At 41.6% G+C, this 17065-nt stretch carries 15 protein-coding genes; 2 read left to right on the forward strand and 13 right to left on the reverse strand.

Translation table 11 applies throughout. The features are described from left to right. Positions 1-2: 2 nt before the first annotated feature. From ACO6S0_RS13090 to ACO6S0_RS13130, 9 genes are all read right to left on the reverse strand, one after another. The gene (locus ACO6S0_RS13090) at positions 3-1484 is read right to left on the reverse strand and encodes a DUF2779 domain-containing protein (RefSeq protein ID WP_422348808.1); all 1482 of its coding nucleotides are present in this window, start codon (positions 1482-1484) and stop codon (positions 3-5) included. Between the two features lie 27 nt (positions 1485-1511). After that, on the reverse strand, positions 1512-2297 hold the full coding sequence (locus tag ACO6S0_RS13095; RefSeq protein WP_422348809.1) for a hypothetical protein: 786 nt from the start codon (positions 2295-2297) through the stop codon (positions 1512-1514). A 24-nt stretch (positions 2298-2321) separates the two neighbouring features. Next, complete coding sequence (locus tag ACO6S0_RS13100; RefSeq protein ID WP_422348810.1) at positions 2322-3842, reverse strand: hypothetical protein; 1521 nt, start codon at positions 3840-3842, stop codon at positions 2322-2324. 2 nt (positions 3843-3844) lie between these two features. Further along, on the reverse strand, positions 3845-5872 hold the full coding sequence (locus ACO6S0_RS13105) for a hypothetical protein (RefSeq protein WP_422348811.1): 2028 nt from the start codon (positions 5870-5872) through the stop codon (positions 3845-3847). Positions 5873-5884: 12 nt separating this feature from the next. Continuing rightward, the gene (locus ACO6S0_RS13110; protein ID WP_422348812.1) at positions 5885-6529 is read right to left on the reverse strand and encodes a YEATS-associated helix-containing protein; all 645 of its coding nucleotides are present in this window, start codon (positions 6527-6529) and stop codon (positions 5885-5887) included. 376 nt (positions 6530-6905) lie between these two features. Beyond that, a complete protein-coding gene (locus ACO6S0_RS13115) occupies positions 6906-7520 on the reverse strand; it encodes a response regulator (RefSeq protein ID WP_422348813.1) in 615 nt (204 codons plus the stop codon). Continuing rightward, complete coding sequence (locus tag ACO6S0_RS13120; RefSeq protein WP_422348814.1) at positions 7517-9205, reverse strand: sensor histidine kinase; 1689 nt, start codon at positions 9203-9205, stop codon at positions 7517-7519. Before ACO6S0_RS13120 ends, ACO6S0_RS13115 begins: the two co-directional genes overlap by 4 nt. Before the next feature lie 169 nt (positions 9206-9374). Then, positions 9375-10157, reverse strand: coding sequence for a hypothetical protein (locus tag ACO6S0_RS13125; protein WP_422348815.1), 783 nt, complete (start codon positions 10155-10157; stop codon positions 9375-9377). A gap of 9 nt (positions 10158-10166) precedes the next feature. Continuing rightward, on the reverse strand, positions 10167-11201 hold the full coding sequence (locus ACO6S0_RS13130) for a hypothetical protein (protein ID WP_422348816.1): 1035 nt from the start codon (positions 11199-11201) through the stop codon (positions 10167-10169). A gap of 492 nt (positions 11202-11693) precedes the next feature. Between ACO6S0_RS13130 and ACO6S0_RS13135 the strand changes: the two genes are divergently transcribed. Continuing rightward, complete coding sequence (locus tag ACO6S0_RS13135; protein ID WP_420400615.1) at positions 11694-11828, forward strand: hypothetical protein; 135 nt, start codon at positions 11694-11696, stop codon at positions 11826-11828. A gap of 207 nt (positions 11829-12035) precedes the next feature. Next, positions 12036-12842: an FkbM family methyltransferase gene (locus tag ACO6S0_RS13140; protein ID WP_422348817.1), complete on the forward strand. Its 807-nt coding sequence runs from the start codon at positions 12036-12038 to the stop codon at positions 12840-12842. A gap of 3 nt (positions 12843-12845) precedes the next feature. Here ACO6S0_RS13140 and ACO6S0_RS13145 read toward each other — a convergent pair whose 3' ends face one another. From ACO6S0_RS13145 to ACO6S0_RS13160, 4 genes are all read right to left on the reverse strand, one after another. Continuing rightward, positions 12846-13505, reverse strand: coding sequence for a hypothetical protein (locus ACO6S0_RS13145; protein ID WP_422348818.1), 660 nt, complete (start codon positions 13503-13505; stop codon positions 12846-12848). Between the two features lie 84 nt (positions 13506-13589). After that, positions 13590-14996 carry a putative oxidoreductase C-terminal domain-containing protein gene (locus ACO6S0_RS13150; protein ID WP_422348819.1) on the reverse strand — a complete coding sequence of 469 codons (1407 nt, stop codon included), beginning with the start codon at positions 14994-14996 and terminating at the stop codon, positions 13590-13592. Between the two features lie 46 nt (positions 14997-15042). Beyond that, on the reverse strand, positions 15043-16242 hold the full coding sequence (gene uxuA, locus ACO6S0_RS13155) for a mannonate dehydratase (protein WP_422348820.1): 1200 nt from the start codon (positions 16240-16242) through the stop codon (positions 15043-15045). 3 nt (positions 16243-16245) lie between these two features. Further along, a complete protein-coding gene (locus ACO6S0_RS13160) occupies positions 16246-17064 on the reverse strand; it encodes an SDR family oxidoreductase (RefSeq protein WP_422348821.1) in 819 nt (272 codons plus the stop codon). Position 17065 lies beyond the last annotated feature (1 nt).

The raw sequence follows: 17065 nt of genomic DNA on the forward strand, positions 1-17065 counted from the left end.
GTTTATTTTTCGAGTTGCTTTTTCAGAAATTTATAGATTTCGACCATAGCAAGGGTATCCAACTCACAATAGGCCAAAAGGCTTTTTCGGATTTCCTGCACATCCGATGATGGGGTTGCTCCGGAAACCAGTTTGCCCCAGGTATCCATGGCCATGGTTCCATCCTGAACTTCCAAGTCGCCATAATCCAGGTCCGGGACCAAAACGGGAAGCACTTTCTTAATGGAGGATGAACCTTTAAACCGATAGTCTATATAATCTTTGGCAAAAACCGTTTCCAAATCAAACATATGGTTGTTGATATAGTCCAAATAATCATTGAACTGGGGCAGCCAAAGCTTCATAGTGTTGTTCCTCCCCTTTTCAAAAGAGGCGTGCCAAGAGACAAAAGTTCCTGCTGTTCCAGTGAATTCCTGCATACCTTTCAGCATCTTCTCCGGCATTTCCAAGTCATCTGCCAAATGCTCAAAATGCTTTAGATCCCCATTCTCATCCATACTATGAATGCTAACTTGAAAGGGTATATGTTCATGGGGGCGTAGTCCGTCCATTTGGGGAACGGCACTCGCAAAGGTTTCATAATCAATAAAATGCAGGGGGAACACAAGGGCATCCAACTGATCTTTAATGGAATTCCAATCCACCATGGGTTTCCCTTGCCGCAAAGAGATTACTTGAGCACTTTGAGATTCGTTAAGGCTGGCATCTTCTTGGATTTCTGAAATCCCATACTGGTTGGCGTCCAAAAATCCATTGAGTTTACTTTCGGTTATGCGTTTAATTTCATGTACGGGATGTTTTGGCAACCAAGCATTGAAATAATCAAAATTATCGCAGTGGTTGCTTCTCGTTTTTCGCAAACAGGAACATTTGTCTTCTTCAATTTCAGGCAGGTTTATAAAATCCAAAGCTTCTTGAATCTGCTCCATTATAGTTTCATAAACCGCATTGACCTGGCTGGTAACTTCCGATATTTCCAATAGCTGCGAAGCTTGGACTTCTCCCTCTCTCAGGTATTCCTTGTTCAAATGAATCACCGAAACCTTGCCCACTTGAAGGCCATTTTGCTCCAAAACATATTTCTGGAAAGCCGTATCAAAAATATGGTTGTGACTTTTTTTGGTGCTAACGCTAGTGGAGGACTTCACTTCATACAAATGCCAAGCGTTATTTGGTAAACGCTCAAGAATATCCACTCTGGCGAGTGCTCCTTTTGTTGTTCCAAAAGTGGCTTGGATGAATTGTGAATTTGATTCTCCCAGTGCTTCCCTTGTTTCTTCAAAACTGCCATTATCTGGCAACTTAATGGCCTCTGGGAAAAGTTGTTCTGCATAGGACTCAACCTCATATCCTTCCGCTATTATTTTCCGAAGAAATAGGGAATATTCGTCCTGTTTTGCTTTTTCAGGTTTGTTTTTGCTTAACCAAAGTGACTCTGGGCAACGGAGGTAATGTATAAAATCAGTTTTGGTCAGCGTATTCATAGGTTAAAACATACAATTCATATGGTTTTATGAATCGGAGGTACCAAAATCCAGCTCATCCGGATAGACGGTGGCCATCTCCCAATCCGCATTTCTTGTTGCAGCAAAGCCATGGCCCAGTTTCCAACTTCCCAAAAATCGTTTTCGATATCTGGCCAATCCTACAAAAAGTTCCACATCATCGTTCCAATCCTTGATGAATGCAGCGTCCTTAAAACTGGACACGGCGAATTTCAAATTTGCTTTTATGTCTCCCGCCGCACCTGCCTGCAAGGTTTGGGTTTCACCGGATATGGTCAAGGAGCCTTGACTTGAATTGGATTGCATCACCAAGGCTTTTTTTGCCGTCCGGACGGAGACCACAATAAAGGATTTATTCCAATCCCCGGTATATTTGTTTCTTATTTTGTTCAAATTGGTTCTGAGCTTGTCCATATCCTCAATTCTGGATTCACTTAGCCCCGTGGCCGCCAAATAGGTAGAGCCCTCTTTGGTAAAGGATACATTCAGTTCTCCTTTTCCCACATTACCTGCATTGGCTGCAGCTTTGAACTCCATGCTTACTCCATTTCTACTGGAAAACCGAACAGCTCCAAGCCCATCATCTGTTGCCACAGGTAAATCCAGTCCCAGCGTGTGGATCAAATTGGTTTCCTTCCTAAAACTTCCTATAGGTTGGGGCCTTCCAAGCGCATTGGTATGCGAAAAGGTAATAATATCTCCGGGTTCTATTTTAGTGCCCGGTAAATATACCGGTATCATGTCCAACTCCTTTATAATCTCTTTTGAATAGGTTTTTGCCAATCCTGCCATGATGATTCCATTTTAATCTTTTTGTTATTCGTCTATGATATCCAAATCAAAGTAAAGGTCATTAATATCAATCCGGTCCAAGAACTTTTGCCACTCCGGATCCGAAATATTGGCATTGTCCGTTTTTTTGACCACATCCTCATCCGTTTGAAAAACTCTCCCCTGTGCCTTCTCTAGCAACGCGCTCTTAATACTGGGCAAGGGATGTCTCCAAGGTGGACTGTTTTTAGTCATGGCCCATTCGTTCACTGCGGTGATCATTGCCGTAAACTCTTGGGCGTATTTGCCTTGGGCCATCCATCCCAAATTGGGGTAATTGTCATTTATAGTACCCTTAAGCGTGGCATTATGACTTGCATGGTGACCTACCTTGTAAAGTACGGTACGTCCCAGAATGTCTTTGGCGGTGATGGTTTTGTCCCCTCGCTTCCATTCATTGTCATCCCAAGAAATCCAATTTCCCCTTTGTGCATCCGCAGCAAACAACAGCACTTTTTTTGATTCCGGTAATTCAAATCCCAGTACCAAACTTGTATTGTTTACCCCTCTATTGATTTTTAGGGCCAAATTCTCTGTTGAATACAACCATTCATCATCTATTCTACGCCAAGAGGCGTTTGGGGGAACCTCCACGTTGTCGCTATCTTCATCTTCGTGCTTATCTGTATCTGAGCCATACCATTTTTTAAAAAACCCATGTCCAAAAGCACTGTTTTTTTCCACCCTATACTCCCTTCGGAAAGGACAGGCTGCACTATCTCCAGCTAAAACCGCTGCATTAAACGACAAGTGATGTCCATTTTGGGATGGGAACGCCTCATCGCCAATAGGGTCTTCATCCAACAGTAATTTTTCCCTGCGCGGCGGACCCAATACATAAGCACCTATACCCTCTGTTTCTTTCAATTCAACATAATCACCGGGATTGAGGTAGCGGATGCCCTTGTTTTTTTGGGCTTTGTCCTTGATCAGTTTCATGGATTGCTTATTCCTGGACTTGGAGGGGTCTTTGGCCGCAGCACTCAAGATTTTATGATTGAATGCTTCTTCCTTATCTCCGCCAAACTCCATACTCAACAGATTGTCAATAGTTTTAAGGGTCGGATTGTCAGCTTCCAATGAGAGCCCCAAAAGCCTTCTTCCCTCCACTAGACCCAACAATTGGTCTTTATGTTTTTTGCGGATTTTCTTGGCAAGCCGATCTGTGGGTGATTCTGTCCACGCAAACCAGGCTTCCTTAATATCAATATTCTTAAAAAAGGGGCTTCTCTTTTTCCAAAAAGCATTCACATGATCTTGGTGTTCGTGGGTGACCACGACCAAATCAAGGGTTCTATTGGTGGTTGCAGCGATATGGTCAATGACCTTTTTTACGTCCTTATTGGGAAGGAAGTTCTGAGATCCAGGTTTGTATCCACAATCGATCAAAATATAATAGGGCACATCGCTGTCCTTTCTTGGCATTCCAATTAAGAAACAATCACCATGACCAATACGGTACATCCTTACCCGAACTCCATTTTCCGGTATTTTCATTGTTGCCATAACTATTCTTCGGTTTGTTTGTGTAACATGTAAAAAGGTTCATCGCGATGGGATTCGTTCTGCGCAACAAATCCTGCGTTGAAGGAATTACCGACCACTCCATCATCTCCCATAATAAAGTCTCGTAACCTATTCAATTCTTGATCGGACCTGATCGTATCCGGGGTTCTGATAATTCTCCGTATTTCTTGACTGGTCGGGTTGATAATGATGGTACATCCTGCCCTATAAGTGAAGTCACCATCTTCGGCAGGTGTCACCCCGTTTTTATCCTTTTCCTCTTGAATAGCGGGATCAAAATAACCTCGTCGCCTCTGGGTCACCTCAACGACTATGTCCGTGGTAAAACTACCTGCTATGGTTTGCCGGACTGTTGGCCTAACCGAGTGCACTTCCAAGGTGGGATCGCCGTGTTGATCGCAATAAATGGTTTTGGGCATATTCGGCTCCTGATAAATGACCAACCCAAACAATTCTCCATAATCCCTCCCTATGGCATCACCCTGTTTCAACCAATTGTGGACTTGTATTCGAAGCCGCCTTAGAATGTTCCAGACCTTGAAACGGTCACTCTCCAAATTCCAATTATCTATCTTGCTAAGGAAATTCCCTCTCATGTACTCTTTCATGGAGACTTTCTTTTGGTCCTGTTCCTCCTGCCTATGCTGAAAGGCCTCGTCAGTATCTTGATACTGCGTGGAGGGCGTGTTCCTCATCATTTCATCCGAACTGGGCCATTTCAAACCGTCAATTCCCGTACTTGTGACTCTTTTTGGAAGGATTCCCCATTCCCTGAAACTTTGGATAAAGACGATTCTATATTTCTCATTTTGTGGTGAAAAATCCAAATCTGCGGTGATGACCCCTCGTAAAAAATCCCCAAACGTAATGCCCAATGGAGGGCAATAGTCAATGGCCCTAATACACATTTGAAGTACTCGGTCCGCTGCTTCGGCCGCTTCTTGAGACAAGCGATTGGTCAAATCCGGGTGGATGTCACCCTCAGGAAGATTTCCAGTTCCTTGGGTGGCAATTCGGAACAAGTCCGCACTGTTCTCAGAATAAATCAGTAAAAACGCCCTAAAAACAGCAGCTACCAAAATAGCACCCCGGGCGTGAGGCTCAATTACATTATTCAGGGCAAAGGGATCCGGAGATCGCAGCTCCCATTCTCCCGTTTCTTTGTTGATTCCTCCCAAGGCATCCCGTAAGGCGGCACCCCTGCCTGTGGCCCTTCCAAATTCTTGAGCCAGTTGACCAAGCAGGTTTTCACTCTGAAGATTACCACGTGTCTTTTTGATTTGGTTTTCCAGGACCTGGGGATATGAAAAGTGTTGGAAAAGTGCCACAATATCAGCGAAAGCTTCGTGAAATGCATGTACATCAATATTGGTGGCATCATTGAATCTGGGATGGACGCCATCCAAGAGAGCGTGAGTCACCTCGTGGGCAATGATATCGTGGGAAAGACAAGTAAATACCAAGGTTCCCGGTGAATTGGACGGGTCTCTAGAGGTTATGGGGAAATATCCAAACAACAACGCCTTTTTGGCCGGACTGTAGTAAGCATTTTTATCCCGAAGTGCATGAGGGTATACCCGAAGTCTTCGTACAAACTGATCAATGTACCTACCGTCCGGGAGTCTCTCCACCCGATCAGACCAAAATGCTACCCTGCCCAGGGCTCTTTCAAACTGTTTTATGGTGGTCATGACCACCGCATACACCATTTGCTGATGAAATTGGGGGTTGGATTCGGAAGGCGTTAAGCCGTCCCGGGCAATAAGGTGTGAATCTTCCAAATTGACCGGCTCATAAAAAACCCCGCTGGCCGGATCGTAGTCAACAACTTCTATATACTCCCCTATAGGTCCCAGGGCAAGATCTTCCCAAGGGATGTCAAGGGTAAGTTGGTTCATCTCGGCGGTTTCCAAATTAATGGCCAGACTAGGGTCAAAAGCCAATACTCTAAGTTTCCTAAAGTATGGGGCTTCCACTGGTATCTTGGATACTAAATTAAAACTGATCATACCAAGTCTTTTTCAATCGGTTAATGAATAGATGCGTTTACCGCCACGTCCCCGGTAGCGTTTTATAATGTTCTTTTGCTCCAATTTGTCCATTAGGGCTTTGGTCTCACCGCTATCCAGACCACTGTCCTTGGCAATGCCTTCCACTGTGCGGAATTTGTACTTTTCGTTTTGGAAAGACTCAAAAATTTTGTTGGCCACCTCTGCCGGTACCTCATTTTTAATTTCTTCCAACTTCCGGGGTTTGGCCGCTGTAGTTCCCCCATCGGTCTGTTCTTCCACCAGGGCTTCCACTTTTTCGGAATTGTCTTTGGTTTCTTCCTCGATCACATCGGTTTTTCGTTTGATTTTTTCGAGATCCTGGATGACTCTGTCTCCTATTGAATTCATAAACCTATTGGAGAAGAAAGCGGCAATGAGACAAAAACCCACAAACACAAAATAGTCTGTTGGAGCATTCTGAAATTCCAACAAATCACTGGATACCATGTTAAGAAATAAGGGGATGGTAAAGGCAGCAATGGTACCTAAAAAAATGCTTTTTACCAGATGGTACCCTTTGGCCTCCAAATTGCTCTCAAATCGGAAAAAATTTCCAACACCACCTACAATACCGCTGGCTAAAATGAGAACAACAATTAATGTCAATTTATCCATAAAGCTATCATTTTATCAACTTCCAGGAACCAAACAGAAGCAGGTTTTTATTCACGGAAAAACAATGGATATTATGTCTGCTCTATCGAGAGCAGCATATCGATTACCCAATTAGAAATCAACAAATTACAGGGGAACAACCAGTTATCAAGATAAAAAAATATGATGTAAAATCATTGCACAAAATCCCTAAAAAAACTGGGGATTTTCCATAAAAATCACCTTAGTTATTGCCTTTTTTTGATTTCTAAACCTAAAATGTTTGGAATCATGTCATTCGTTAGATTCCTATTACCTCAAATGTATTTTTGAAGCCTAAACAAAAAAATCCCCATAAATGGGGATTTTCAACCTAACTAACTAAAAAACAAGCCCTTTAGAACTCGTATTTTTTCTCTACGGCATATCGTAGCAGCTCCCCGGCCCCACTCAATCCAAGCTTGCGTATCATATTTTTGCGATGGGTATCCACGGTACTTTTACCAATAAAAAGTTCTTCTGAAATTTGATGCGAAGTGCGGCCTTTGGCAATCAGTTGTAAAATTTCGCGCTCCCGGGAAGACAATACACTTTTGGAACTATTTTTTTCCGTATGGGGTAGATGAAGTTTCCTATCATAAAACGTTTTCCCAGATGCAACGGCCCTAATGGCCTCCAAAACCACATCAAGACTACTGTTTTTAAGAATGTATCCATGGGCGCCCGCCTCGAGCATCTGCCTTACCGCTTCATCCTGATCAAACATGGTAAAGGCCACAATCTTGGTATAGGGTAATTCCTTAAGGATAATTTTTGTGGCTTCTATGCCATCCAATTTGGGCATTCGAATATCACAGAGAACCACCTTGGGCTGTTTTAACCGGACAATTTTTAGCAATTCTTCCCCATTATTGGCATGACCTATGACTTTGAGGTCGTCCTCATAGCGAACATACGATCGTATGCCATCAATAAGGGCTTGGTGATCTTCAGCTAGGGCAACAGTAATCATACGGGTATATCTATTAAAATGGAGGTACCTTTACCCAGGACACTGTCTATGGTAAAGTTCCCCTCCAAATGTTCCACTCTTTTTTCAATTGTGGTCAGTCCCATTCCATTATGGACCTTGCTGACTTTGGTGCTATCAAAACCCATCCCATTATCTTCCACTATGATGTTGAGCTGGTCCTCATGCTGGGTTAGATGGATGCCAACTTTTGTTGCATCCGCATGTTTAATGGCATTCGCCACAAGCTCCTGCACCATTCTGAATATGGTCAGTTCCAAGGAGTTTTCCAGACGTTCCCCCAGACCAAAATCCTCTACAGTTACGTTTAGTGCATTGGTTTCGGAGATGGTCCTGGCCATTTTTTTGATAGCTGGCAACAATCCCTGGTCGCTCATTACCCCGGAATTTTTGCTATGGGCCATTCCCCGAATCTTTTGATAGGCTTCTTCCAACAATTTTTGGGCATTTTGCATGGCAGGATCTTTTTTGCTCACCTTGGTATTATCAAAATGGAGCTTGATCGTCGCCATAAGACTGCCTAGATCGTCATGGAGTTCATTGGCCACTTTTTGTCTTTCTTTTTCTTGGCCCTCGATCATGGCATCTATACTTACCAATTCCTGTTCCTTCAAAAGGTTTTCCACACGTTGCTGCTTGAGCTGTGATTCCTGCTCCGCCAACAAGCGTTGTTTAGTGGTGTTTTTTTGGAGGAGGATGGCAATACCAAGGCCCAAAATAAGGGTTATTCCAGCTGCAATTAGCCAGTTCCGATTGGCTCGGACCTTTTGTTGTTCTTCCAAAATCTTTTTTTCCTTTTCGGCGGTTCGATATTTTGTTTCTAAATCGTTGAGTAAATCATCATACCTATATTTTCTTAAACTGTCTTGAATTAGTTCGTATTGTCTGTACTTGCGATAGGCCATCTTAAAATTACCATATAAGGTATCCTTTACAGAATCATAGAAATAAAAAAGAGAGCTTAGCTGCAGATCAGTCTTGTTAGAGCGTGTATTATCAAACTTGGACAAGTAAGAATCAAGGATTTCGCGTTTGTTTTCCTTGGCAGCAATTCTAGCTGCAAATACCAACAATTGATTATATCTACTTTTTGCGTAAGCAAATTCTATTTTGGAAAACTCATTTTCCGCCTCACGTATAAAATACCAAACTCTTTCAAACTCTCCGAGCTCCTCATAATAGCTAGCAAATACAGTATAGGTAATACCTTTAAGGTATGGCAAGTTATTATTCTCAAAGTATTTGGAAAGCCACTCGTAGGATTCAGAATTCCATTGATCAACCTTATAATTCTTAAAGTGCAGAATTAGATTGAAATAATGGTAAAATGCCCTCTCATAGTCATCATACGCATAGTTCTTATAATCTTCAAGATATTGTTCAAATGTGATGTTGTCATAGAGATAGTGTGTTCTATGGACTGTAAGAATTTTTTTTAAGGCTTCGCAAATGAGAATGGAATCATTTTGGGTTTTAGCCAACACCAGAGCATTCCGATATTCTTCCAATGCTTGAAGATTTTTATCATTGAACTTATAAAATAGGTAGTCCCCCATATTTATGGACCCATAAAAACTTTGGTATATCCCGTCCATTACATTTGAAGCCTCGGCATGCTGATTTGGACTCTGTATCCCATCTCCATAAAAATCAAATATTTTAAGCATTTTTATCTGCCAAAGAAGTGCATTGCCGTCTGATTTTTTGGTTGTAAGGAGTAAATTCTCAACCTCCTCCAATTGATATTTTCTCAAATAATTTATCGCCTCTTTTTCTTGGCCAGAAACCAAAAAAGAAACACAAAAGGCCCATAACAAATGGAAGGAAACTTGTATTTTATTTTGGTAAAATATAGACATCAGAAAGTTTCATCTTACATGGTCGGCCTGCTCCAATGGCCGCAAATATCAAATCTTCCTCATCTCCTTCCACATATGATTCGTTCAACATTTGGGTTATGTTTTTTTCTTTGGCCATCCTTTTGGCCTTGTTTAAGCCATCTTCTTCCTTAAGTGCATTTATCAATTCAATTCTTGTCTGTGAATCCTTTAATAATCCAACCTCTTCACCATCCCTATAAAGATATAAGGGATCAGCAAACAAACATTCGTTATTTCTAATCTCGCTATCTTTTTCAAGAATTTTGGAATATTTGTTGTCCACATGCTCGTAGAAGACCACAACCTCTATCACATCACCTTGGTAAAGTTTTAAGTTCAATGCTGGTGGTATAGGTTCTCCTTCAATCGGTTCTTCAGGGAGTGAACCTTTGAATTCCTTGTTAAATCCTTGAAGAATCATATAGATTTTTATTAACCGACCTGTTGAAAATCCTTCCAACATAAAATTGGAGGGTAATTTTTTATCCTTGTAATCAACAACCTTCTTAATGCCCATTGTAATATCACCCGTGTAGTTTTGCAATCGAAAGTTCATTTTTTCAACTAGAAATCCGGTTTTACCATTGTCATCAATTTCCCCTATAAAATCGCCATATATTCCAAAATGGGTACCGTATTGTATATCTGAGTAGATGGGTTCAAATACATATTCCACTTTACTTTCACTAATAAGTTGTCTATTTAAGACCAAAGGAAATCTAAGTCGTTCGTGTGCCATAATTGTTCTCTAATTAAATGTTTCTATTTGTGGTATTTTCATTTTGTCGTCTTTATAACCGTGAAATCCCCCGTCAATTTCTTTTGTAAAATCAAGAGGGTTCGCCAAACAATATTCATAATTGGTAATATCTCCAGCGAACAACAATCCAACTAGATTTCCATCAGTTGTTGAGACAATTGATCCTGAATCCCCATTTTCGGCGTTCATACGGCACCGAATTTGGTTCTTAAAAATGAGCTTTCCATCTGGATATTCGCTATGCAACACTTGAACCGATGAAGGAAAATCCATTATTCGACCATGAGTGCACTTTGTAGATCTGCCGTGCTTCTGAACTTCCATATCCTTTTCAGGCCTAATAATGCCCCCTAGGACTTGTTGGCACATGGTACCTGACCCTACTTTTACGGTATCATATACTTTGGCAATTGCGGCATCAAAATGACTATCCAAGCGATACCAAACTAGCTCCCCTATGGAATGTTCACTAGTTCGACCTCCATCAAGACGACATGGTTGCATAATAGGGTCTCCTAATCTTCCATTGGAATTCACAAATACATGCCAATTGGATAAAACATAGTTTGAAGAATCATTTTTCAGCCTAAAAGTGCATCCAAGGGTACCTGGACCTCGGTATTTATGATTCATGGAACTGCAACCTCCCAATAATGGTCGAATAGGATTTGTCAGTCCATAATATCTGTTTTCAGGAACTAACAAAACCTCAACTTCAAAGGTCTTATTTATGTCAAAAAGCAGTGGGAAATTTGTATGATTTTCGCTCGAAACGATCAGCTTTGAAGGCAGATTATAATTGTCTGCTGCAACAAACTTGTATTCTCTTTTTTCTGCCACCACCCCAGCTTGTATCATCCATGGAATTTGACTACCAGTAGCGTTGGGTGCTTTGACAATTGTCAAGGAAACGAGTTTACCTTCACCTTGGTACCATTCAATTTCTTGCCATTCCAATTCGGATTTTATGACCCTATATGCGCTTTCCTCATATTTAGAGTCAAAATGCTCTAGTAATTCCATATACAAAGATTAATCTGCCAAGCATAGTAAAACATCCCCATTCTTGGGGATTTATATCAAAAAAAAGTGAAAAGTTGTTGGAAACGATTGTGAGGCCCCGAAAATTAGACATTCGACCTCTAAAACCATTGCAGATTTCCCTGAAAAAAACTGGGGTTTTCCCACAAAATCCCCATAAATGGGTATTTTTTTTGACTTTGCGCCCTTCTAATTTCCCCACCTAATTTGTTGCCCTTCATGGGTAGGTCATTCAAATTTTGGGGGAAACGAGAACGACTGAAAATGAAGGGCTCCTTTTTTGGATATCCCTCCAAACAAAACTGCCCATAGGTCGTTCTTCGGTTGTGATCCATCGACCAAAAAAATAGGCCAAAGGTGTTTTTATTCGATTAACCATGGTTTTTATCCCATTCGTCCGGTCTTTATCTCATTTAACCAATAGTTTGGGAACACTTCTTAGGTATTCAAAACTTTACATCAAAGATTTAACCTATGAAAGCAATTCTACACAACATCAAAAAGGAGTTTTCCATCCCCGAAAACCTAACCGCGGGCATTAGCTGTTTGATCATTGCCATTACCGTTTTCTTTATCATGGCCGTACTTAATAGGGAGGTGTTGCTATAGTGGCCAGAGGCCTCTTTTTTGACTGAGTCCATAATGTTCTGACCACAAGCTCGCTTAAATGTTCTTTAAGTTTTAGCTTGCTTTTGTTATTTGGGTATTTTTGGTCTTTAAAATTCAAATTGACCAATGAACTGGCTGCGTTCGGTTATATACCAACCCCAAATTAATTTTCTAATAAGAAATACTTGCAAACTGTTTCCCACCGTTTTGCCAGAAGGGTTGAAATTGCCGGCTTCAGGTTTGGTCAAAATCAATATTGATGGTATTTCCCCATTTAAACTAAAGACCAACCAAACCAGCTACATTACCCGCCAACTCTTTTGGAACGGCCCCATGGCCTTTGAGTACACCCCGATTTTTAAAGAACTGGTGAAGAAGGTTGGGACTTTTTGGGATATTGGTGCCAATATTGGTTACTACAGCGTTTTGGGATGTAAATCCAATCCCAACTTAAAGGTTAAGGCTTTTGAACCTTCAGATGGTGCCAAGGCCTATTTGAAAGCTAATGTTGAACTGAATCAATTGGATAACCAGGTCAAGGTTGAGTCTTTGGCTTTGTCCAATTTTAAGGGCGAAATAGAATTCCACCAAATTGTGAATCCAAAATTCCCCAATATTGCCAACCTTTCCGGGGAACATAATATCGGAACCAAAAAAAATCTGCCTTCCAAGAAAGTTAGGGTTAAAACCCTGCGTATGGATGATTATGCTTCCGACATTGAAAGCATTGACCTGATGAAAATTGATACCGAAGGGGCAGAGGTGGAAATCCTAAAAGGAGGATTGGAGACCATAAAAGAACATCAGCCTATTATTATCTGTGAAACCCTGTTCAACAAAAATGAAGCTGAAATAGAAGCTATATTGGGTGCATTGGGCTACGAATTTTTTAACCATACCCCAAAAGGACTTCAAAAAGTGGACACTTTGAAAAGAAATAAAGATAACGGTGTCCGGGATTGTTTCTGCGTACCCCCTGCAAAAGTTTCCCTCATCCAGGAATTTTTGGCTTAAACCCTAAATATTTAAGCAGTTATCCTTTCTATAGAAGACCGAAGTGCACCACTTTCCAGAATTAATGGGACCCAAACCATGAAAATCCAATCGCTTGAAATTATTGGATTCCAAAAACTGATAACCCTTCAAATACTCCTCCCTATCAGAATTGTCCCAAATGATAACACCATCTTCTTTCAACGCATTCAAAGCATTCAAACAACAATTTACCCTATCCCTGCCATCCAACACAATGATGTCAAACACCTTGGAATAATTCAAAATTTCCTGAGCATAGGCCTTGGATTCCAAATCCCGCCAGAGGTATTTTGTTTTAGGGGTTGAGTCTAAAAGAGGCTGCATTTGCCTATACCAATTTTCATCGTGTTCCACCGATACCAAGGTGCAACCTTTTTTGTTGAACCACAGGGTGGAATTCCCACTCCCATATTCAAAAATGGACATTTCGCTGTGGATTCTTTTTTCCAAAAAAGCTATAAAGGCATAGGTGAACCAAGGAAGCTCGTTCCCATTTTTTCTGACAGGTTTTCCCGTTGCCACACTTTTACTCCAACCCATGGGAAACAGAAATTTCTTCTGAAGGAGATAATTGGCCAAAAGTAACCGCCCAAAACCTGTTAGACTAAAAATATAATGGATAAAGCGCTGTAACGGATTCAACAGTTTTCAATATCGATTGGTGGTACGCTACAAATCTATGTCTTCCCTTTTTAATTGGAGCCAATTATTGCAAAAAAGGAAAAGTCAAGGCTGTTGCTTGGCCAATTTTAAGGCTTCCGTGGTGGTATAATATTTTACGAGCATGTTGGGTATTTCCCATTCCGGAAGTTTACCATCCTTTAAAAACTCTAAGTATTTTTCCGTTACCTGTCCAAAATGCGCTTCATGCCCTACCTTATATCTTTCCGGGATGCCCACCTTCCATAATTCATCCCCAACCTTTTCCAGGTCAAGGCCAGGATACGCTTTGGAGAGTTCCGATACGGCATGCTGTAAAACCTCATCTGTCGGTTGTTGATTTTTGGTTTGAATATACAAAGTGGGTTTATAAGCTTCCTTTTCGCCCTGCTCTATAATCAAATTACTTTTTGAACCCCGCATAATGGAATAATGTGTGTCTTTGGCGCCTTCAGGGGCCTTAAAGTTCCAAATTACCGACGCTTTGGCATGTATTCCTTTGAGTTTGTAAACAAGTTCTCCATTACTGTATGTTTTAAGTGTATCCCCTTGAACATCTTTTTTGAGGTATTCCGGGTATTCCTCCAGTCCTGTCACGCTTTGGAACATCTCTGGGGTCAGGTCCGTGGTCCAGCGCTTGGCCGAGATTAATTCAACATCCGTTTTGGACAATATTTGCTCTGGAAAAGTCTCCCATTGGATCAAATCCACCAAATGGGTGTTGACATCCACTAACCCCTCCCCTTGCTGTTCGGTATCAAAGAACCATGCAGGCCTGGTTAATGGTTTACCTGCAACCAACTTGGAAAAATGATGTACACTTTCCTTGGTGATGGCGGGTTTATCGGGGGTTCCCGGTAAAAGTTCCCCGAACACTGCTGGCATTTGCGATAACTCCCTCTGAAGCATGGTCGTGATCTCATAGCGTTCGGTCATAATATCATAGATCAACAACCCCTTTTCTTCCGCTACTTTAAATGCTTTCTCCAATGACGGGTAATCCTCTGCGTTAATGACCATGGGTTTATCTGCAAACACGTTTATCCCAGCTTCCACAGATTTGAGAATGTATTCTGTTTTCTTGGCATTATTTCCAGATACATTCATCACGTTGCCTGCTTTTTCAGCAAGCATCCGATCAAAAAAGTCATCTCCCCGATACACTTTTAAATCCCACGAGGTTGGGTCTTGCTCACGGTTGTTAAACCCTTCTATTCTTCGGAGATGTTGATTCAAATCGGCTCCCTCAGGTGCATATACATACACTTCAGGATTTATTTGATCATACATGGTCTTTAAAATCAATCCCGCATGGAAATGTCCCGGATCCAGGGTTATTAGTTTTACTTCCCCTTTATTCCCCGAAAATTGGTTAGTCACAGTCTCTTTTTTATCCGATACTTTTTGATCCTGCTTGCAGGAAACCGCGATTAGCACAATTGCTAAACAAAGTAGATTCAGGTTACTTTTCATGATATTATTGTTTCGTTTTTTGTTCTATTCGTTTTGAGCCCATTTGTTATGATAAGCCAAGTCCATTCCTAACTCCCACCTCTAAACCTTTGAGTTCTGCCATTCCCATGACCCTTCCTATAAGGGAATAGCCCGGATAAAATTTCATTTCCCGGTCCAGATCGTCCAACATTACAAGACCATGGTCCGGTCTCATTGGAATAGTTACCTCTTGGTTTCCATTCTGCACTCGTCTTTGTTGTTCCTGAACAAGTTCCCGCATTACTTGTGCCATGGGAACCGACCCTCCCAAATGCGAACTTTCATAAAAACGACCTTCACCTTGCCGTTCCACATTTCGAAGATGGATGAAATGGATTTTATCCCCAAAATCCTGGATTATCTTTATCAGGTTATTGTTTTCAGATGCACCTAAAGAACCCGAACAAAAGGTGAGTCCATTGCTTGGGGAAGGACAAGAATGCAATATGTTTTGTACATCCTCATGGGTGGAAACGACACGTGGAATTCCAAATACGGGAAAAGGCGGGTCATCTGGATGTATAGCCATCTTAACTCCCAAATCCTCGGCTTCTGGAATGACAGCATTAAGGAAATAGGCTAAATTTTCCTGCAAAGCCGCTTTATCCAAATCTTCCAAAGCCTGAAGGTCTCTCTTAAAGTGCTCCAAGGTATGCGATTCCTTGGTACCAGGCATTCCAATCAGAATATCCTGTGCCAGTTTTTGCTGCCCATCAGCATCCAAATTTTGAAAATATATGTTTGCTTTATCCTTTTCTGCGTCCTTATAAAGCGTAAATGCCTTTTCCCTTTTCAAAATGTGCAGGTCAAAGGCTGTAAGGGCAACAGGATCAAACAGCATGCTAATTGCCCCTGTTGGAAGTTGGAAACGAAGATGGGTGCGTGTCCAATCAAACAAGGCCATAAAATTATAGCAGATGGTAAAAATTCCATTGGCTGCAAGATGCTTTAGGGTTTGAATGTAGTTTTCAATGTATTTATCCCTTTCCTGCGTACCATACTTAATAGAACGGTGCACATTTACACTCTCCACAACAGACCATTCCATCCCATGCCTTTCTATCTCTTTTTTGACCGCCGTAATGTTTTCAGTTGGCCATACTTCGCCTATCGGTATTTCGCTACAAGCAGTTACGATTCCCTCAACACCCAACTGTTTTATTTCTTGGAGCGATACCCCAAAGGAAGGGCCAAACCAGCGAAATGTTTTTTTAAGAAAGTCCATTGGCTATACCCCTGAAAATGAACTAAACCCCCCATCAACTTCAAAGATGGATCCCGTGACAAAACTTGAAGCATCGCTCAGCAAATAATGAACCATCCCATTAAGTTCTGAAGTATCCCCAAAACGGCCCATTGGGGTATTCGCCAAGATTTTCTCGCCCCTTTTGGTATATGTCCCATCTTCATTGATCAAAATGGCCCGGTTCTGATTTCCAACAAAAAAGCCAGGAGCAATGGCATTCACCCGTAAGCGATCATTGAATTTGGATGCCAGTTCTTGGGCCATCCATTTGGTAAAGGCGTCCACTCCCGCTTTGGCCATGGAATATCCCAAAACCCTAGATATACTTTGCCGGGCAGCCATGGAAGAAATGTTTATGATAGAACCAAATCCTTGCTTGGCCATCAACTCGCTTAAAACTATGGTAGGGGTTACCGTTCCAAACAGGTTCAAATCCACCACCTCTTTGGTATCCTCGATTTTCACGTCATAAATGGTCTGGCCTTCTTGAAGAGTGGCTCCAGGAATATTCCCCCCCGCCAGATTAACGATGCCATCCAATTTTTCGAATTCCTTGCTTATTTTTTGCTTCAAGGAACTCAATGCCACCTCATCCCTTAAATCGACCACATAGGTGAAGGTACGTCCAGCTTGGATCTCGTCCAGTTCTTTTTGTTTGTTTGCCAACTTATCTTCCGATCTTCCCAAAAGAATTACCTTGGCTCCTTGTCCTACCAAATAGGTCGCAATTGATCCTCCCAACGCGCCTGTAGCCCCAGACAGTAAATAGTGCTTGTCTTTTATCGAAAAAAGTGAATCCATT

It is taken from the genome of Flagellimonas sp., assembly GCF_965233845.1.
Classification (GTDB): domain Bacteria; phylum Bacteroidota; class Bacteroidia; order Flavobacteriales; family Flavobacteriaceae; genus Flagellimonas.